This is a genomic window from Caballeronia sp. GAFFF2 (assembly GCF_023631485.1).
Taxonomy (GTDB): domain Bacteria; phylum Pseudomonadota; class Gammaproteobacteria; order Burkholderiales; family Burkholderiaceae; genus Caballeronia.
Window position 1 is genome coordinate 19,345 of record NZ_JALQDA010000026.1, and the last position, 17,716, is coordinate 37,060.

The following is a 17,716-nucleotide window of genomic DNA, read 5'->3' on the forward strand; positions in this document are numbered from 1 at the left end:
TATCGGCACAGCTTTCGCACATGGCCAAGTCCAGACAGACCACCCGCGCGACATCCTATGACGTCGCGGTCGCCGCGGGCGTCTCGCAATCGACCGTGTCGCGGTGTTTTCAGGAAGACAGCGCGATCTCGCCCGATACCCGCGCGCATGTCATCGCGGTGGCCGAAGGTCTGGGATACCGGCCGAACGCGGTGGCGCGCTCGCTGATCATGGGGCGCTCGAACGTCATCGGCGTGGTGGTCGCGCGCTATACGCTGCACAACAATCCGGACCTGCTCTACGCGGTGTCCGAGGTGCTGGCGGCGCACGATCTCACCTTGTTGCTGATTACGGTCGCCGATGACCACGAAGGCGAAGCAACCCTGCACAACGCATCGGAATTTCCGCTCGATGGTGTGATTTCGTGCGCCACGCTGTCGCGCGAGGACATCGAACGGTTTCAGCGCTTCGGGATTCCCGTGGTGTTCCTGAACCGGCACATCGCGGCAAGCGGCGTCGATTGCGTGACGACCGACAACGCAGCCGCCGCGCGGCAGATGGCCGACGCGCTGTTCCGCGCGGGGCATCGGCGCTTTCTCTGCATCGCCGGCCCTGAAGGTGCGCCGGTCAGCGATATCCGCATCGATGGCTTCGTCACGCGCGTCAAGGAGTTGGGTGCGCGGCAAGTGGAGATTGCCTGCTCCGACTTCTCGTACGAAGCAGGCAGCGCGGCGATGCTCCGGCATGCATCGGCCAAACCGATCGCCTTCGATGCCGTGTTCTGCGCGAACGACCAGTTGGCGCTCGGCGCGATCGATGCCTGCCGCTATGAACTGCGCTTGCGCGTGCCCGACGATATCTCGGTCGTCGGTTTCGACGATATCGCCGAGGCAGCACGACCCACGTATCGATTGACGACGGTAAGACAGCAAGTCGCGACGCTTGCCGGGAAGGCGGTCGACCTGCTGGCGTCGCGCCGGCTCAAACCGGGCATGCGCGCGCGCCTCGTCACGCTGCCAGGAGAACTCATCAAGCGTGATTCCGCACGCATGGACCTGCCCGATCCCGACCTCCCTGCAGTAACGAAAAGCACACCCTAGATGAACCGGCCCGCGCCGAACGCCGTCAGGTTCACATCGTTCGAACCGATTGCCTGCAGCGCCAGTTGCTCGCCGAGTCCTGCCGAGCTCTTGAAGCCATGACCGGAACACGCCGATACGACCGTGACATTCTCCATCTCGCGAAACCGGTCGACGATGAAGCCCGAATCGGTGCTGACCGTATAGAGACACGTCGCGCTGTCGATCACGCGCGGGTTCATCGCGTCGAGACGGCCCTGCACGTTATGCCGAAACATGTCCAGGGCGTCTTTGCCGCGGACCGTGCGGTCGTAGCCGTCGGGGTTGCAGGCATCGCGATACTGCTCGGTCGCGACCTTCACGCCCGCTTTCCCATCGACCATCGGAAAGCCGTACATGTAGTCCTCGTCGCCGCTGCCGTACATCCAGATGAAAATCGGGCAACGTTCCGGGGCGTACAGCGAAGGCTTCGTCGTCTCGAACCAGTAGAGCACCTGACGCATCACGCGCAGATTGCTTTCGATCGTGCCGCCGCTCAGCGCAGGCACCCAAGGCCCGGCCGTGACGATGACCTTCGCCGCGCTATAGCGGCCGAGCGTCGTGGTGACGTGGACCGCGCCGCCATCCTCTTCGATCGACGTGACCCGCTCGTTGCACCGGAGGGCGGCACCAAGCGACTCCGCTTGTTGAAGTTGCGCCTCGACGCACAGTTCCGGCAGCAAGACGCCGGAATCCGGTTCGAAGTAGGCAAGTTCGTCGCCGCGCGTGATGAACTGAGGATATCGGCGCGACACCTCCGCTGCATCCAGAACCTCATGCTCGATACCGAAGCGCTGCGCGTTTGCGATGGTCCTGCGCACGAAATCCGGCTTGCCGTGGTGGCTGATCGTGCCGTCCTGAGGCCCCATGATGAGCCCGCCCGTGCGACGAAACAACTTCTTGCCGGTCCTGCCTTCGAGTTCGGTCCAGATGCCATGCGAACGTTTGATGAGCGGAATATAGACCTCGCCCTCGCCCACCGCGAGACGCGTGATGCGGCTTGCGCCGTGACTCGAACCCCGGTCGTGCGGCGGCGCGAACTGATCGATGCCGATCACGCTCACGCCGCGCGAGGCCAGTTGATAGGTCGTCGCGCTGCCGAACGCGCCCAGACCCACCACGATCACATCCGCTGTCTTTCTGTCATGCATCGCCGCTCCCGGTGCCGTGTAGTGCTGCCATTCTAGGTTCGCGCATCAAATGGCGGCAACTCAAGCCAGCTTGTATTAGCCACACTGATGATCGCTATCGCTGCGCCGGAACAAATGAACGCATGAAGGTGCTCACACATGAAACCGACACCCCTGATCGAAACGCACGCACTGCGCATCTTTCTCACGATGGCCGACGAGCGCAACATGTCGCATGCGGCGAAGCGGCTCGGCATCAGTCAGTCCGCGGTATCGCAGACCATCCGCAATCTCGAGAATCAAATCGGCGCCATTCTGGTGACCCGGGGCGCGCGGCCCGTCACGCTGACCGCCGCGGGCACCATGCTCGCCTCGCGTGGGGCGGAACTGATCGACGCGCTGGTCGATCTCGGACAGAACGTCGCCGATTGCGCGCAAAGGGTGAAACCGGACATCCGTCTTGGTCTGGTCGATTCGTTCGCGGCGACCTGCGGCAGTCAGACCGCGCGTGCGCTGGCCGCGCGCACGACGCGGCTGGCCGTGTGCACGGGACTGTCTTTCGGACTGGAGCAAAAGCTGCTTCGCCGCGAACTTGATCTCGTCGTGTCGTCGCAGTCGATGCTCGAAAAGAATGCCATCGTTCGGCGCACGCTGTTGACCGAGCGATTCGTCGCGATGATCCCTAAAGCGCTTTATAACGGGCAATCGCGCGTGTCCGACCTGCTGAAGCTGTGCAGGGTGTCGCCGCTGATTCGTTTCGATCAGCAGTCTCATATCGGCATACAGATCGAGGAGATCGTGCGCGCTCACGCCATTCAATCCGCCGCACTGCTGGAATTCGATACATCCGACACGCTCACGTCGATGGTCGCGGGCGGACTCGGCTGGGCAATTACGACCCCACTCTGCGCGCTGCAAGCGAGACATCTTACGAATCAGATTAGATTTGCGGCCATCGACGAGTTCGATACGCGCCGGTCGCTTTATCTGCTTTCTCGCGCGGAACTGTACACGGCGTTTTTGCGGGAGGCGTTCGACGATATCCAAAGCATCCTGATCGACGACCTGCTGCCACGCCTTCGGTCTCTCGACCCAGTGCTTAAGAGGTGCATTGACGTGCGCGTCGACAATCACGCGCCACAGTCCAGTCCACCGCTGGCTTGAAGTCGTTTCGAACGTCCGCTTACTGACTAGAACCGACGCCCGAATGACCAGGCGTCGGCGCAAACGAACGACCCTTTCTGTTTAGGGTTGTAGGACGGCTGCCCCGATCCATCAGCACGTCAACTTGCCCAGACGCCAGCGGGCAGGCGTCCTACAAGCCTCAAGGGAGGAAACCGCGGAGTGCCCCGACGTGGCCTGAACCTTTCACCGCTATGCCGATTCGTTCAACCTCATTGAAGGCACGGCGTATATGAACGCCGATAAATGTGAGTCAGGGCAACCACGATTGCAGCAGCGACGCTGCTGGGCGTTGCTATCGGCCGGACTGGCCAGCAACAGACTGCCTGTTTGGAGTCGTAGGCACAAGCGTCTCCTATGGGCTCTCTTTGCCGAAGAGCCGACAGTTGATGTGTGAATTCTGACGCAATGGCATTCATGCGTGTGCTCGCTCGACCGGTGGTGCTCGAATAGGTCTGCTGCGCTGGAGTATGTCGATGATGATCATCGGCGAACCACAGTGCCGGCAAACGAAGGTCGGCGACGCTTCGACTGTAGCGATGTCGTTGGCACTGCTGCCGATAGTGGCAGACGGTGCGCCCAGCAACTCGCGTATCTTCGCAAGATTCGCGCGCCGCGAGGGGTTCGCGAGCAGGCCGTAATGGCGAATGCGGTGGAAACCGCCAGGCAGCACATGCAAAAGGAAGCGACGCGTGAACTCATCTGTTCCGAGGGTCATGGTCTTGTTGCGGGTGCGTCCATTCACGCGGTAGTCCTTCCAGCGGAAGGTAACGCCGTGTTGGTCGAGCGCGACTAGGCGCTGGTTGGAGATCGCGACGCGGTGGGTGTAACGCGACAGGTAGGCGAGCACTGCTTTGGGTCCCGCAAACGGGCGTTTGGCATACACGACCCACTCGGATGCGTACATTGGTGCGAGCCACCTGGCCCGGATTATCCAGACGTGCTTGCCTCGTTGAGTTCTGTATCCGGTTCCGTCACTTACCGCATGCAGGAGTTCACGGGCAGGAAATGGTTCACCGGGCATATCCTCCGTCAGATCGACGAGATCAGGGACGCGGGTGGCGTCATCATGCTTGAAGCCCCGGCGGGCTGGGGAAAGACCGCACTTGCGTTGAACTGGCTGAAGACCGCAGACGAGTGGATGACCCAGCAGCGAAAAGCTGGCCAGCTAAGTTGGAAGGCTGCGCGAGAAGGAAAATCGGACGGCGCCATATTGTTGGTGGACGGCTGGGCGTTCGCGAGGAAATACGCACCCGCACGTAACGAATACCACGCTCTGAGCAGCGACGTCACTGATGTCATCCAGCAACTCTATGCCTGCACGCGTGACCGGCTGGGGTTGACGGCCGACTCGTCCACGCCGTCGGACGCAAAGGAACTGTTCAAGCATCTTTTAAACGCATGCCGAAAATGCGGCGGTCAGCGCGGGCACCCAGTGATCCTGCTGCTCGACGGGATCGACGAACTGATTGTATATGAAGAGAACCTCATCGAGCAGATCGAACATTATTTGCCTTGGCCCTGGCCTGAGCGTGTCGTGCTGATCATGCTGCTGCGAACCGTCGATGGCACTGCCAATCGGATCAGGCTTCGCCGGCTACTGCGGGAGCGCCCGATCCGTTGTCTCGGGGTAACGCTGGACGAACGCGAGCCCCACGACTTAGATAGTCAGGTCGAGGCCCGCAAGGAGAACGAGGCCGACATCCGTGCCTATATTAAGGCCCGGCTCGACGCGCTCGAGATGAAGTACCACGTCAATCTAAATACGCAAGCGTTCAGGGAAGCGCTGTGGAAGGCATCCGAAGGCTATTTCATCGTGGCGAGCGGGCTGCTGAGCATGAGCGGTGAAGGATCGGACGAGCAGCAGAAGGAACTGCGCGAACGGCTCATTAAATGGCGCGATCATCCGGATGCCGAGTTGCCGAATGGCCCCAAAAGCTTTTTCGAAGAGATGATCAACCGCAAACTTATCTTGCTTGAGCATTGCTTCGACCGCATGACGCCGAACGCCGACGTCTTTCGGCCGCCCGACGCAAGAAAAGTCGGCTACGGCTTGCTAGCGCTGATTGCCACGCGACGGGGCACTCAAACGCCCCGCGAATTTCTCACGATGCTCGACGTCCTGCGCGAAGGATGTCAGCAGAACAGCGGAGCCGCCACCCAGGCGTGGATTGAAGTCTGGGACAGCAGTCCGATCTACGGCCCGTCGAATCATCAGTTTTACGAAGGGCTCAATGCGCTGCACAGCCTGTTTGCCAACGACGAGTCCAGTCGCGAACACGAAGGAAATAAGCTGCTCAGGGAGCACTCCTACATCGACGCGGACGTGAAGCTCAATTTCTCCCATTACTGGCTCGCCAATATCGTTCACAAACATATCGAGAAGGAACAGCTGACAGCCGCGATCGCCACTATCTGGGCCGAGTTGTGCAAGCATACGATCACCGGCCTCCGCTCAGGCGCCACTGATTGCGCCACGCAATATGTCGAGGCTCACGGCATCGAGCATCTGCTCGACGCGCAAGAAATCTCGGCCGCGCTCGCCTTGCGTACCGTCATGGCCGATCGTTGGCAGCGGCTCGGCAACGCTCATCAGAAGCTCGCCGGCTCGTCGGTACGCATTGCCCGGGCGATCGACTTCGCCGTGAATCGGCCTAAGGACGCGCGCGCCGTCACCGCGCTCAGGCAGATCGTGCCGGACGACCTGCTCGCCCTGCTCCGATCGCGCGTCTATGTGACAGGTCTCTACACTGGCGTCATAGAGACAATGATTAGCTTTCACGTAACGGGGTGGGACGGCTGGGATGCCGCACTCGTGGAATTGGTCCGCGATTCGGATATCGTTTTCCGTCACGATGTCGGCGAAGCCTACGCAGCGGGTTGGGAGAAGGCGAGCATGCGCGCGATCGTGGAACGCGACATCCGCGCAATGATGGATTTCGACGCGCCGGCTGTGGGCACGGATCGCGATATCGTGGCTTACAAGCGGGAAATCGCAGGGTACGCGCTGAAGTTTATTTGGCGAACCGCCAAACCCTACGTGGACGGGCTAGGCCACTTCGACCCAGCGATCATCGCGCTGTTCGGCAACAGCGAGTCTTCCGTCGATCGCATGATCGCGTCGGAACTGCTGTTGTCGTATGCGATCGGTACCGGAAACGATCCCTCGCTGTTCGTGCCGGAGAAGCTACGCAAGTCCCGCTGGAAGTATCACGAATCCGATTTTCTCGATCTGCAGTATGTGGTCGCGTCCGACAAGGAATCGCTTTGCGACGGTGAACATGTCCCGGCGTCACTGCGTCAACGTGCAAACGAACACTTGAGCGTCAATGAAGAACGCCGGTTATTGCTGGGCAGAAAGTTTGTGAAGGAGCACGATGAACTGCGTGGCCTGCTGCAGGATGACGCTTATCGCAAGCAACTAAATGGCGCGTACACGTCGTTGCCGCGCGCGCTGGAGTTGCTCGCGAATGTGCTTGCTGTCCCTTCATCGCCGGATCGGCGCACGGCCATCCGGATCATTCGCGTGCTCTTGTCTCATCCGCTCTGGCACGTGACGGAGAGCGTGTCATCCGCGCTGTCTGAAATTCTGACAAGCGCGGACGAGAACCGGCCGCTCCTGATGGAACTCCTAAAAGACCCGTGGTGGCGCGTACGGTACGGCGCGCTCGACGCGAGCTTCAACATGGGCAACGACGACCGCTTCGCGTCGTTTCGTCAGGCGCTCCTGTATCTCACGAAGGCCAACGAATTGCATAGCCGCGTCCTGGGCCTCTGCGGCGACGACTTCCTGGGCTGGATTCGCGACGGCGCCGCCGATGATGACGCACGCCTGCGCATTCTCGGCGATCCAGAAATTCGCAAGATGGTGCAAGGCTGGGTCCAGAAGGCGGACGATTCATGGCTACTCGAATACGTATATCTGTTTTTCAGCTATCTGCATAAAGCGAACCTGTCGTTTAGCGACCTGTTGCCGCCCGAGATCAAGTGGTCACGTTTTCTCCGGGGCGCGCCGCCGTTCTGGACTTGCGGTCACTCGGAATTCCTTGCGCGGATCGAAAAGATTCCGATGAAATCGACCAAGGCCGCCAAAGCGGCGTGAGGCGGCGCGTTACGATCTTGTGCGACGAGCCTAGTCGCCTAGAACGGCCCGCGCTCGCTACGCGTCAGCACAACGCCGCGTTACTCGCATTCAATTCCGTCGAAGCCGATCCAGACCGTCTCCAGCTCCGCGCCGACGAAAAGTTGCTGATTTGTGATCGGTGGCGGATGCGATCCAAAGTCAGATGCCGGCGTTGAAGCCGACATTCGAAAGTGTCAACGGTGCAAACCGCGAATGGCGCCTCATGGCCGGATTCGGAAGTCCGCCGGAGGCGCCTCGCAACGGATCGCTTTTACCGGCGAACTTCCGTACTCGACCCTGCGCGGGCCTTCACATTGCCCAAGGGCGGTCGTTCAACAGGTGTGGTTGGCGGCAAATTGTCGACGCGGCGTGCTCCATGACGCATGAAGTGGCCCGAGAGGCTTGACCTTGAAGTTAGCTTAAAGCTTACGCTAAGCGGCGATGCCATTTCACCGTCGAGGCAAGAGCATGAAAAGCACGTCGCTGCCCCCCTTTGTCGACTCCTCCCTGCCGGCCCCAGCCACGGCCGCTCCGGCGGCTGCCGAAACTGTTGTGATCAAGATCGGTAGCCACGATGTCCCCGTGGTAAAAGGCGGGCTTTATGATCGCTTTCGCTCCAGGCCGCCGCTTTCCGTCATCGCCGCCGAGTCGCCGGCCACCGACCTGAGCTGGTTCAGGGGCATCACCAAGGATAAGGTGGACATCGGCTTTGAGAGCTGGTCGCCGAACTTCTATTACGAGAACAGCCGTGTAACGGCCATCTTCACCGCCGATCTCGCACGGCTGCGGGAGTTGATGCCACCCAAGGTGCTGGAGCAGGTGCAGCCGCTGCAGGTGTGGCCGGGCAGAGGCGTGGTTGCGTTGACCGCTTACGCCTACCACTACTGTGACAACGACAGCTACAACGAGATCGGCCTATCCGTCGTCACCAACAAACCCGGTTCGTCGAACTGGGGGCCGTTCTCCTTGATGGGCCAATCGTTTTCCGACGATTTCTGGGGCTATGTGCTGAAGCTGCCCGTCGATACCGAACTGGCGCGGGTGCGCGGCGTGGTTGGCTACAACCTGCCTAAGTGGCTCACGCGCATCGAATACAGCGAGGGCGAGAACGACGTCGTCGTCAAGATCTTCGACGGCCAAACCCAGGCGCTCGACGTCACGCTTCAGACACGAAAGCTCGATGTTTCTTCCATCAAGGAAACCCTGGTGACCAACGGCTTCACGAACATCGACCCGCACGGGCGGTTGACTACCGGCTACACCACCTCCCGACAGCTGCGGCACGCCAGCACGTCCAGCGCGAATGCCGTGAAGCTGACGCTGACGGACGGCAGCCTCTCGCGCTTCATCGCGTCGCTGAAGCTGGGCAAGATGGTCAAGTACGAGTACGTGCCCGAGTTCCAGGCTGCGCTGTACGTACCCCAGCTGCTCAAATCCGACGCCGGGCATTAACAGCCGTCGTCCAGAAACCGGGAGAGAGCGTATGACTGAAAACTACACTCGCATGGCCGACCTGCTTATCCGGCAGCGCAACGCATTCCTCCACGATGGCCCGCCGGACCTGGCGTTGCGCAAGGCCCGGCTCGCCCGGCTACGTGCCGCCGTGCTTGCGCACCGCGAAGCAATCAAGGATGCGGTAAGCGCCGATTTCGGCAACCGTTCGCGCCATGAGACCGACATCATGGAGCTGTCCTGCGTCATCCAGGCCATCGACTATCTCTCCAGCCACTTGCGCCGCTTCATGAAGCGCGAGCGCCGCCACGTGCATTTCTTTTACCGCGCGGCGCGCGCCTGGGTCGAATACCAGCCGCTGGGCGTCGTGGGCGTGATGGCGCCGTGGAACTACCCCGTCTCCCTCACGCTGGTGCCGCTGGCAACCGCGTTGGCCGCAGGCAACCGCGCCATGCTCAAGCCTTCGGAGCTGACCCCGCGCACCAGCGAGGCGCTCCGCCATATGCTGGCCGGGGCTTTCGCGGAAGATGAGGTGGCCGTGGTGCTGGGCGGCCCAGAGGTCGGTGCCGCGTTTAGTGCACTGCCATTTGACCATTTGCTGTTCACGGGTAGCACGCAGGTCGGTCGCAAAGTAATGCGCGCTGCCAGCGACAATCTGGTGCCCGTGACCCTGGAGCTGGGTGGCAAGAGTCCGGCCATCGTGGCGCGTGGCCATGTCAACGACCGCGCCGTGCAAAGCCTGGTGTACGGCAAGCTGTCCAACGCCGGCCAGACCTGCGTGGCGCCGGATTTCGCCATGGTGCACAGGGAAGACCTGGAAGCTTTTATCGCCCGGTACACCGCCACGGTTCATCGCTTTTACCCGGCTGGTCCGGCTAGCCGCGACTACACGACCATCGTCAGCGATCGTCACTACGACAGGCTGTGCGCGCTGGTCGACGACGCGCGCCGCAATGGCGCCCGCGTGATCGAGGTGGGCGAATGCCCTGCCAACATGCCCGGGCGCGAGCGCACCCTGGTGCCGACGCTCGTCGTCAATGCGGGCGATGAAACGCCCCTCATGCAGGAGGAGATTTTCGGCCCTATCCTGCCGGTGCGTACTTACGGCACCCTCGACGAGGCCATCGCCTATGTAAGCGCGCGACCCCGCCCGCTTGCGCTCTATTACTTTGGCGCCGAAGACCGCGATTGCGCCAGGCTTCTGGCGCACACCACATCCGGGAGCGTCGGCATCAACAACACCCTGATTCACGTGGCGCAGGATGATTTGCCCTTTGGCGGCGTCGGCCCGAGCGGCATGGGGGCCTACCACGGCATCGAGGGTTTCCGGGCGATGAGCCACGCCAAGGGCGTCTTTGTGCAGGGCCGCTGGAACTTCCCCGGTCTGCTGCATGCGCCCTTCGGCAGGCTCGCCGACATGGCCGTCTCGCTCACGTTGGGGAAAAACAAGGCGTCATCGCCATGAAGATCGGAGAACTCGCCCTGCGCACGAGCCTCGCGCCGTCGCGTATCCGCTTCTACGAGCGCATTGGCCTGCTGAAGGTGGTGGAGCGGCAGGCCAACGGCTACCGCAGCTATCCCGAAGATGCGGTTCTCGTGCTCCATTTGATTACGACCGCGCAGAAAGCAGGCTTCCGCCTGGACGAGCTCCGCGCGCTACTGCCTGACGAGCTGGCCGGCTGGAAACATGGCGACCTGATCGGCACCCTGCGCCGCAAGGTGCAGGACATCGGAGTATTGCAAGTGCAGCTTGCCGAGAATAAAGCGCACCTGCTCGCGCTGCTGGCCCAGATTGACGCCAAACCTGCCGACATGGATTGTGCCGCGAATGCCCGGCGCGTGCTATCAGAAATGCAACTGAGCGCCCAGACAGAGGCAGCCGGCCAACCCCGGTCTGAGCCGCCCGGCCTCAGGCAGGCCATGACGGTTCCCCCGTCAGACCGCGGTTCACCTTCTGAACAGGAGCGATGCAATGAGCAGGCAAAGCATTAGTCCCGAGCGCAAGCGCTGGATAATCTATGGCGCGAACGGCTACACCGGCGAGCTTATCGCCCGCGAAGCGGCGCGGCGAGGGCTCAAGCCCGTACTGTCGGGGCGAAGGCGCGAAAGCGTCGAGGATCTGGCGCGCACGATGGGGCTCGAGGCACGTGCGTTCGGCCTCGATGACGTAGCGGCGCTGACGGGGCAAATCCAGGGCCATGCGCTGGTGCTGAACTGCGCCGGCCCGTTCTCGGCGACCGCAGCGCCGATGATGGAAGCCTGCCTGCGCGCCGGCGCGCATTATCTGGACATCACCGGCGAGATCGCTGTATTCGAGCACGCGCAGTCGCTCGATGCCCGCGCACGGGACGCCGGTGTGGTGCTGTGCCCCGGCGTGGGCTTCGACGTTATTCCAACCGACTGCGTGGCCGCAGCGCTGAAAGCGGCGCTACCGGATGCCACGCATCTCGCGCTGGGCTTTGACTCACGCTCGGGCTTCTCGCCCGGCACCGCCAAGACCTCGGTCGAGGGACTGGCCCAGGGCGGCGAGGTGCGCCGCGGCGGGAAGATCGTCACCGTGCCACTGGCCTACAAGGTGCGCCGCATCGACTTCGGAGATGGAGAGAAAGAGGCGATGACCATCCCCTGGGGCGACGTATCGACCGCCTGGCACACCACCGGCATTCCGAACATCGAGGTGTTTATCCCCGGCTCGCCACGCATGGTCACCAACGCCAGGCGTGCTAACTATATCCGGCCGTTGCTGGGACTACCGTGGGTGCAAAAGCTGATCAAGGCCCGCATTGCCAGGACAGTGAAGGGTCCCAGCGAGGAAAAGCGTGCAAAGATGCCCACCTTCGTCTGGGGGGAAGTCACCAATGCTCGCGGAGAGAAAAAGACGGCACGCATCCGCACCGCCAACGGCTATAGTCTGACCATCACCGGCTCGCTGGCCGTGGTCGAACATGTGACGGCGGCCCGACCCGCAGGCTGCGCTTACACGCCAGCTAGTCTGGTGGGCACCGATCTGGTGATGCGCCTTCCGGGGTCGGGGCTGCTGCGGGTCGTCTAGTTTGAATGGTCCAATCGGACGCCAAGCGCTGTCAATCACCTTTCCGATTGTCCACCGGGAGGCTATGCGCGGATGAACGCGAGCAGGTCGGCGTTGATCACGTCCGCGTTGGTCGTATGCATGCCGTGCGGGTAGCCGGGATAGATCTTGAGTGTGTTGTGGGCGAGCAGTTTGTCCTGAAGGATCGCGGCGTTCTTGTAGGGAACAACCTGATCATCGTCGCCCTGCATGACAAGCGTTGGTACCGTGATCGCTTTCAGATCCGCAGTCTGGTCGGTTTCCGAGAAAGCCTTGATGCCTTCGTAGTGGGCTATCGCACTACCCATCATGCCCTGGCGCCACCAGTTCTGGATGATGCCCTCTGAAATCTTCGCACCGGCCCTGTTGAAGCCATAGAACGGCCCCGTCGGAACATCGAGATAGAACTGCGAACGGTTGGCGGCGAGCGCTGCGCGGAATTCATCGAATACCTCAACCGGCGTGCCGCCGGGGTTGCTATCCGTCTTGACCATCAGCGGCGGTACCGAGCTGACCAGCACCGCCTTCGCCACTCGGCCCTGGGGCTGGCCATACTTCGCGACGTAACGCGCGACCTGGCCTCCCCCGGTCGAGTGGCCGATGTGAACGGCATTCTTCAGGTCCAGGTGCTCCACAACCGCCGAGGCATCCGCCGCGTAGTGGTCCATGTCGTGCCCCTCGCTGACCTGGGACGACCGGCCGTGGCCACGGCGATCGTGCGCCACGACCCTGAAACCCTGTGCGAGGAAGAACAGCATCTGGGCGTCCCAGTCATCCGCGCTCAGGGGCCAGCCATGATGGAACACCAGCGGCTGCGCATCCTTCGGGCCCCAGTCCTTGTAGAAGATCTGAACCCCATCCTGGGTCGTAACGTAGGTCATGATTTCGACTCCTTGCTTGCTGGCTACAGGTTGAAGTGAGGATCGAGCGGCGGCTTGCACGGAGGAAAAAGAGCCGTGCCAGCAGCATCCGCCTGATCAGGACATCGTTCAAACCATAACTTTGAAGTGTAGTTCAAGGTCAAGCGATAAGTGATGCTCACACCGCCTCGCCCGACCACTCCTTACGGATCAGCTCCAGACCCTGCCGGTAGGTCGTCACATCGAACTTTGGAAAACGGCGCTTGAACTTCGTCGAATCAAAAAGGTTGTCCTGCTCGTAGCGGGATAGCAATTCCCTGATCTCGCGCACCTGCTTCGAGAACAGTCCGGCGGCGGTCAGAGTCCACTTGCTGATAACCGAATAGTCGGGCTCGCGCCCAAAGACCTGGCTGGCCATTACGACGAACTGCTTGTACGTCGGCCGGTCGTCGCTGCATGGCAGATGCCAGGTCTGCCCAAAGGCATCGGGAGCATTGCCCAGGGTCGCGAGCGCCCGGCTCGCGTCGGGCGTCCAGATGAGCGTGCGCCGCGTGTCGTCGCGCACCGGGACACGCGGCTTCTTGCCGGCCTGGAGTTTTTCGATGACCAGCGCGTTCGTGAAGCTCTGCGTCTTGCCTGGGCCATAGAATTCGGGCGCCCGGCCAATGAGCACCGGGATCTCGCCACGCGCCATTTCTTTGAGCACCATCGTGGCCATCGCCGCGCGTACCTTGCCCTTGCGGCCCACCGGGGCAAAGGGCGCTTCCTCTGTCAGTAGCCGCGCATCCTGCGGATACATGTAGGTGTTATCGAAATAGGCGAAGCTCGCGCCCGCCACGCGGCAGGCATCCAGGGCGTTCTTCAGCATCGTGGGGAACTGCGCTTCCCATAGCGCCGTGTCTGGCGGCAGGCCGGCCGTGAAGTAGACGATGCTGCTTCCCTTGACCGCATCCAGGGTCTGCTTCGCATCAAGAAGGTTGGCGGACACCAGCGTGTCGGTGTCGTTGACCTTGCGCGGATTGCGGCTGACGAGCCGCACGTCGCTGGTGTATTTGCGCTTTAGCTCCCGCGCCAGTTCTACGGCGATCTGACCGTTCGCCCCCAATATTGTCTGCATGCAGTCCACCCTTATGAAATTGCACCTGTTGGTGCGATGGACTCAAGGTTAACTTTGAAGTAATGTTTAAGGTCAAACCCTGTGGGCATTCGAAGCACCTCGATCATGAAAATTGGAGAACTTGCAGAGCGCACCGGCCTGACAACCTCGCGCATCCGTTTCTACGAGCGCGTTGGCCTGCTCAAATCGGTCGAGCGCCAGATCAACGGCTATCGCAGCTACCGCGACGATGCGGTATTGATACTCAAGCTGATCGCGACCGGGCAGAACGCGGGCTTCAGCCTGGACGAACTGCGCACACTACTGCCTCGCGACCTCGCCAACTGGGAGCATGGCACCCTGCTCGACACGTTGCGCCGCAAGGTGCAGGACATCGAAACCATGCAGGCACAACTTGCACAAAGCAAGGCTCAACTGGTTGAACTGATGGCGCAGATCGAAGCCAGGCCGCAGGACATGGATTGTGCGGCCAACGCGCGGCGTGTTCTGTCGGAAATGCGGCTGGTGGAGGCCGAAAAGCCCCCGACCAGCACGAAGGCCCGTCGCCGCCGTTAGGGAGGGATCGTACCCAGGTGCCCATACCGCTTGACATTGAAGTTATATTGAACGTTAGAGTTCATCCACGGTTCCTTACTGGAAGGTATACGAGATGAGGCATTTCACACAGGCCTAGTTCGCGTCACACACGGGAGACTGCGCATGACCAGGCGAATACTTCACGTCGTCACCAACGTCGCTCACTACCAGGATTCGACGCAGCCAACCGGCCTCTGGCTATCGGAACTCACCCATGCGTGGGAGGTCTTTGCCGCCCATGGGTACGAGCAGCGCATCGTGAGTCCGCTGGGTGGCCGATCGCCGCTGGAGCCTCGCTCGCTGAAGTGGCCGCTCGCCGACGCGTCCGTGAAGGACTGGCTGGCCGATCCGGCGCGGATGGCGCTGCTGTCATCCACTACAAGACCGAATGAGATCAATCCGAGGAGTTCGACGCGATTTACTTCACCGGCGGACATGCTGTCATGTGGGACTTCCCCTGCAGTGAGGAGTTACAGCGCATCACCCGCACCATCCATGAACGCGGCGGCATCGTTTCATCGGTCTGCCACGGCTATTGCGGGCTACTGAATACCCGGCTGGATGACGGCTCGCTGCTGGTAGCCGGGCGGCGTATCACGGGGTTTTCGTGGCGGGAAGAGGTGTTGACAGGAGTGGCTGTGAAGATGCCCTACAACGCCGAGGAGGAGATGAGACAGCGCGGCGCGCGCTACGAAAAGGCATGGCTCCCTTTTGTTTCGAATGTCGTTGTCGACGGCAGGCTCGTGACAGGGCAAAATCCCATGTCGGCCAGGGCGACCGCTGAGCACGTGGTAGCGATATTGAAATCCTCATGAACTGTTGCCAGTTAGACCCCTTACGAGGTACGTGACGGCTTCCTCACGGGAAGCGCTTTCGCCCCTCCGCATTTCGCCAATGAAGAGTTACAGTTCGATTCCAGACTCACTGCTGCTTCGGGAAAGCCGCCATCTTTCAGCCAGCGGCTTACAGTGCGGCCTGACTAACAAAAATTGCCCATACAGAGGCACGGTCAGGCATCCGACCTTTCTCGTTCAATGCTTGAAGCGACTTCAAATACCGCGCGGTCATATGGTTGGATTATGGACGGTCTATGCCACTGTGTCGAACGCCTCACTGGCCGTAGTTCACCGGCAGCAGGTGACAGATCTGATCGAGGGAGAAGCCATCGTGATGCGCACTTTCAATAATTCCGAGGCACGGATACTGCTGTGGGCGAAAAGTGCGGTAACCATTCGAGGTCCGCTCGACAGCGCTGTCCAGGCCGCTTGTTTCATAAAAACTGATGCGCGACGCCGAAGGCCCCGACAACGGGGCAAGTTCACCTAGGTTCAGCGACCCTTTCAAATAAGGTTGACCTTGAAGTGGGCTTTAATCCTATAGTGGTCTACGGTCTTGATGTACCTTGGCTCGCGCATCACAGTCACGGACCATGAACGGTCGTCGCTCGCCCGCAGACCGACGCGGCTGACGGGTTGGTGCCGATGCGACGGCCAGGCAAGGCATCTCGGCTCGCCCGCTTTCGCCGAACACGCGGTCACGTCCATTTACTGAAGCAAAGGTAAGGAGCTCAGCATGCCGAGAATCGTTTTTGTACACGGAATGTTTCAGAACCCTAAAAGTTGGGAAAAGTGGGTTGCCTATGTCACGTCCAAGGGCCACGAATGCATTGCGCCTGCCTGGCCGTTGCACGAGGGCGAGCCGCGAGCGCTCCGTGAGAATCCTCCTGAGGGCCTGGGCGATCTCAAGCTGAGTGACGTAATTTCGGTCATTGAACGGGTCGTCTCCGCCGAATCCGAAAAGCCGATCTTGGTCGGTCATTCGGTAGGGGGGCTCATCACGCAGATCCTGCTCAACCGCGGCTTGATTGCCGCAGGGATAGCTATTGATTCAGTCGCGCCGAACGCTATGGTCGACCTCGACTGGGGGTTCATCAAGAACAGCACCGTCATCGCTAACCCGCTGAAAGGGAACGAACCGATTTTAATGGATGCCAAGACGTTTCATGGCTCCTTCGCCAATACTCTCACCGAAGAGCAGGCTGCGCGCGAATTTGAGACGACGGCGACACACGACAGTCGCAACGTGCTGCGGGGCTGCATGGGACCGGACGGCAAGGTTGACGTCGATGCCGCGCACGGTCCGTTGCTGCTGATCGGCGGCGAGGAAGACCAGATCGTGCCTGCCCACTTGACCGAGAAGAACTTCAAGGCGTACGCGGACCGAAACAGTGTGACTGAGTTCCAAAGCTTCCAGGGGCGCAGCCACTATATTTGCAATGAGCCTGGCTGGCAGGAAGTGGCCGACGTCGTCCTGTCGTTCATCGAGCGCAACGCGTCGCTCATTGTTTGACGCCTCGATTCTATGAGACCCGGTACCGGGGCTTCATGACCGACGCGTTGAACGAGCCGCCGTCGTGCAAGGTCGTGGAACGCATCCCGCGCGGCTCCGCCAGCGTTCACACGCTGAGTTCGGCCCACCTCGGCTGCCTCGGCATCAACGGCGCGCTGGCCTGTCCGGACGACGCGGAATCGATTCGCCGCGAATGCGTGCGGCGCCGCGCTGCCTCGCAGCAGGCGCTCCGGCAGCGGCTGGAGCGCGCGCAACGCGAAGAGGATCTGCTCGCCACGGCGGACAGCGCGACCCTGGCATCCTTCGTGATGGCGGTATCGCAAGGCATGGCCGTTCAGGCAAAAGGGGGCGCTTCGAGGAAGGCGCTCGAACGGATGGCCGATTACGTTCTCAGTATCTGACCTTTCTATTGACGTTCAGATGAAACATCAGTGAGTGAAATTGCCGTACCGGTTGGGGCCCCGGTAGCTCTAGACCCATCGGGTCTGCTGCAGTGCATGCCTAATCCCGCCTTACGCCTACGTTCAACGACTGCTCTCCGAGCTACAACGGACCTTGCAACGGTGCGAACTCAAGGCTAGCGAGTGGCAGAAACTGGCCGAACTCAGTCAGATCTGGTCCGTCGGGTGACGCTCCGGATTCAATTCAGCAACGCAGCATGTAGACAATAGTATTCCTAAGCTTGTCAAAGCAAAATTGAAATGTCGTACCGCCGGCTAAATACAGATGTCGGGTTTTTGATGTGTGATTGGCTCTGTTT

At 61.0% G+C, this 17,716-nt stretch carries 14 protein-coding genes and 2 pseudogenes; 11 read left to right on the forward strand and 5 right to left on the reverse strand.

Features of this window, described 5'->3' with window-relative positions:
• Positions 1-20 precede the first annotated feature (20 nt).
• Positions 21-1,079: a LacI family DNA-binding transcriptional regulator gene (locus NCT04_RS16375; protein WP_250466544.1), complete on the forward strand. Its 1,059-nt coding sequence runs from the start codon at positions 21-23 to the stop codon at positions 1,077-1,079.
• On the opposite strand, the gene solA is transcribed toward NCT04_RS16375, so the two are convergent.
• A complete protein-coding gene (gene solA / locus NCT04_RS16380; RefSeq protein ID WP_250466545.1) occupies positions 1,076-2,248 on the reverse strand; it encodes an N-methyl-L-tryptophan oxidase in 1,173 nt (390 codons plus the stop codon). The genes NCT04_RS16375 and solA overlap by 4 nt on opposite strands.
• A gap of 138 nt (positions 2,249-2,386) precedes the next feature.
• Here solA and NCT04_RS16385 point away from each other — a divergent pair, with 138 nt between their 5' ends.
• Positions 2,387-3,391: a LysR family transcriptional regulator gene (locus NCT04_RS16385; protein ID WP_250466546.1), complete on the forward strand. Its 1,005-nt coding sequence runs from the start codon at positions 2,387-2,389 to the stop codon at positions 3,389-3,391.
• A 433-nt stretch (positions 3,392-3,824) separates the two neighbouring features.
• Here the strand turns inward: NCT04_RS16385 and NCT04_RS16390 are convergent.
• Positions 3,825-4,352: pseudogene (locus NCT04_RS16390) on the reverse strand (IS91 family transposase); the annotation flags it as partial.
• On the opposite strand from NCT04_RS16390, the gene NCT04_RS16395 reads away from it, so the two are divergent.
• The 5 genes from NCT04_RS16395 to NCT04_RS16415 all read left to right on the forward strand — a co-directional run bounded on the left by NCT04_RS16395 (position 4,350) and on the right by NCT04_RS16415 (position 12,036).
• Positions 4,350-7,511 (forward strand): HEAT repeat domain-containing protein, encoded by a 3,162-nt coding sequence (locus tag NCT04_RS16395; RefSeq protein WP_250466564.1) that lies wholly within the window; start codon positions 4,350-4,352, stop codon positions 7,509-7,511. The pseudogene NCT04_RS16390 and the gene NCT04_RS16395 overlap by 3 nt on opposite strands.
• Before the next feature lie 489 nt (positions 7,512-8,000).
• Positions 8,001-8,984, forward strand: coding sequence for an acetoacetate decarboxylase (ADC) (locus NCT04_RS16400; RefSeq protein ID WP_250466547.1), 984 nt, complete (start codon positions 8,001-8,003; stop codon positions 8,982-8,984).
• A 31-nt stretch (positions 8,985-9,015) separates the two neighbouring features.
• Positions 9,016-10,449, forward strand: a complete 1,434-nt coding sequence (locus NCT04_RS16405; RefSeq protein WP_250466549.1) for a coniferyl aldehyde dehydrogenase — start codon at positions 9,016-9,018, stop codon at positions 10,447-10,449.
• On the forward strand, positions 10,446-10,976 hold the full coding sequence (locus NCT04_RS16410; RefSeq protein WP_250466551.1) for a MerR family transcriptional regulator: 531 nt from the start codon (positions 10,446-10,448) through the stop codon (positions 10,974-10,976). Before NCT04_RS16405 ends, NCT04_RS16410 begins: the two co-directional genes overlap by 4 nt.
• Positions 10,957-12,036 carry a saccharopine dehydrogenase family protein gene (locus tag NCT04_RS16415; protein ID WP_250466552.1) on the forward strand — a complete coding sequence of 360 codons (1,080 nt, stop codon included), beginning with the start codon at positions 10,957-10,959 and terminating at the stop codon, positions 12,034-12,036. The genes NCT04_RS16410 and NCT04_RS16415 overlap by 20 nt, the downstream gene beginning before the upstream one ends.
• A gap of 62 nt (positions 12,037-12,098) precedes the next feature.
• Here the strand turns inward: NCT04_RS16415 and NCT04_RS16420 are convergent, their stop codons facing one another.
• Both NCT04_RS16420 and NCT04_RS16425 read right to left on the reverse strand, forming a co-directional pair.
• Complete coding sequence (locus NCT04_RS16420) at positions 12,099-12,935, reverse strand: alpha/beta fold hydrolase (protein WP_250466554.1); 837 nt, start codon at positions 12,933-12,935, stop codon at positions 12,099-12,101.
• Between the two features lie 157 nt (positions 12,936-13,092).
• Complete coding sequence (locus tag NCT04_RS16425; RefSeq protein WP_250466556.1) at positions 13,093-14,031, reverse strand: SDR family oxidoreductase; 939 nt, start codon at positions 14,029-14,031, stop codon at positions 13,093-13,095.
• 105 nt (positions 14,032-14,136) lie between these two features.
• Here NCT04_RS16425 and NCT04_RS16430 point away from each other — a divergent pair, with 105 nt between their 5' ends.
• On the forward strand, positions 14,137-14,586 hold the full coding sequence (locus tag NCT04_RS16430; protein WP_250466557.1) for a MerR family transcriptional regulator: 450 nt from the start codon (positions 14,137-14,139) through the stop codon (positions 14,584-14,586).
• A 144-nt stretch (positions 14,587-14,730) separates the two neighbouring features.
• Positions 14,731-15,422: pseudogene (locus NCT04_RS34705) on the forward strand (type 1 glutamine amidotransferase domain-containing protein).
• Between the two features lie 295 nt (positions 15,423-15,717).
• Here NCT04_RS34705 and NCT04_RS16440 read toward each other — a convergent pair.
• Positions 15,718-15,951: a MerR family transcriptional regulator gene (locus tag NCT04_RS16440; protein ID WP_284509368.1), complete on the reverse strand. Its 234-nt coding sequence runs from the start codon at positions 15,949-15,951 to the stop codon at positions 15,718-15,720.
• Between the two features lie 228 nt (positions 15,952-16,179).
• Here NCT04_RS16440 and NCT04_RS16445 point away from each other — a divergent pair, with 228 nt between their 5' ends.
• Together NCT04_RS16445 and NCT04_RS16450 are read left to right on the forward strand one after the other, a co-directional pair.
• Positions 16,180-16,956, forward strand: a complete 777-nt coding sequence (locus tag NCT04_RS16445) for an alpha/beta hydrolase (RefSeq protein ID WP_250466559.1) — start codon at positions 16,180-16,182, stop codon at positions 16,954-16,956.
• A 35-nt stretch (positions 16,957-16,991) separates the two neighbouring features.
• The gene (locus NCT04_RS16450; protein WP_250466560.1) at positions 16,992-17,357 is read left to right on the forward strand and encodes a TetR family transcriptional regulator C-terminal domain-containing protein; all 366 of its coding nucleotides are present in this window, start codon (positions 16,992-16,994) and stop codon (positions 17,355-17,357) included.
• The last annotated feature ends 359 nt before the right edge of the window (positions 17,358-17,716 follow it).

Excerpts from the sequence above, each read along its gene's own strand:
- NCT04_RS16375 (WP_250466544.1), top strand. The coding sequence starts at position 21 with ATGGCCAAGTCCAGACAGACCACCCGCGCGACATCCTATGACGTCGCG.
- solA (WP_250466545.1), bottom strand. The coding sequence starts at position 2,248 with ATGCATGACAGAAAGACAGCGGATGTGATCGTGGTGGGTCTGGGCGCG.
- NCT04_RS16385 (WP_250466546.1), top strand. The coding sequence starts at position 2,387 with ATGAAACCGACACCCCTGATCGAAACGCACGCACTGCGCATCTTTCTC.
- NCT04_RS16400 (WP_250466547.1), top strand. The coding sequence starts at position 8,001 with ATGAAAAGCACGTCGCTGCCCCCCTTTGTCGACTCCTCCCTGCCGGCC.
- NCT04_RS16405 (WP_250466549.1), top strand. The coding sequence starts at position 9,016 with ATGACTGAAAACTACACTCGCATGGCCGACCTGCTTATCCGGCAGCGC.
- NCT04_RS16410 (WP_250466551.1), top strand. The coding sequence starts at position 10,446 with ATGAAGATCGGAGAACTCGCCCTGCGCACGAGCCTCGCGCCGTCGCGT.
- NCT04_RS16415 (WP_250466552.1), top strand. The coding sequence starts at position 10,957 with ATGAGCAGGCAAAGCATTAGTCCCGAGCGCAAGCGCTGGATAATCTAT.
- NCT04_RS16420 (WP_250466554.1), bottom strand. The coding sequence starts at position 12,935 with ATGACCTACGTTACGACCCAGGATGGGGTTCAGATCTTCTACAAGGAC.
- NCT04_RS16425 (WP_250466556.1), bottom strand. The coding sequence starts at position 14,031 with ATGCAGACAATATTGGGGGCGAACGGTCAGATCGCCGTAGAACTGGCG.
- NCT04_RS16430 (WP_250466557.1), top strand. The coding sequence starts at position 14,137 with ATGAAAATTGGAGAACTTGCAGAGCGCACCGGCCTGACAACCTCGCGC.
- NCT04_RS16445 (WP_250466559.1), top strand. The coding sequence starts at position 16,180 with ATGCCGAGAATCGTTTTTGTACACGGAATGTTTCAGAACCCTAAAAGT.
- NCT04_RS16450 (WP_250466560.1), top strand. The coding sequence starts at position 16,992 with ATGACCGACGCGTTGAACGAGCCGCCGTCGTGCAAGGTCGTGGAACGC.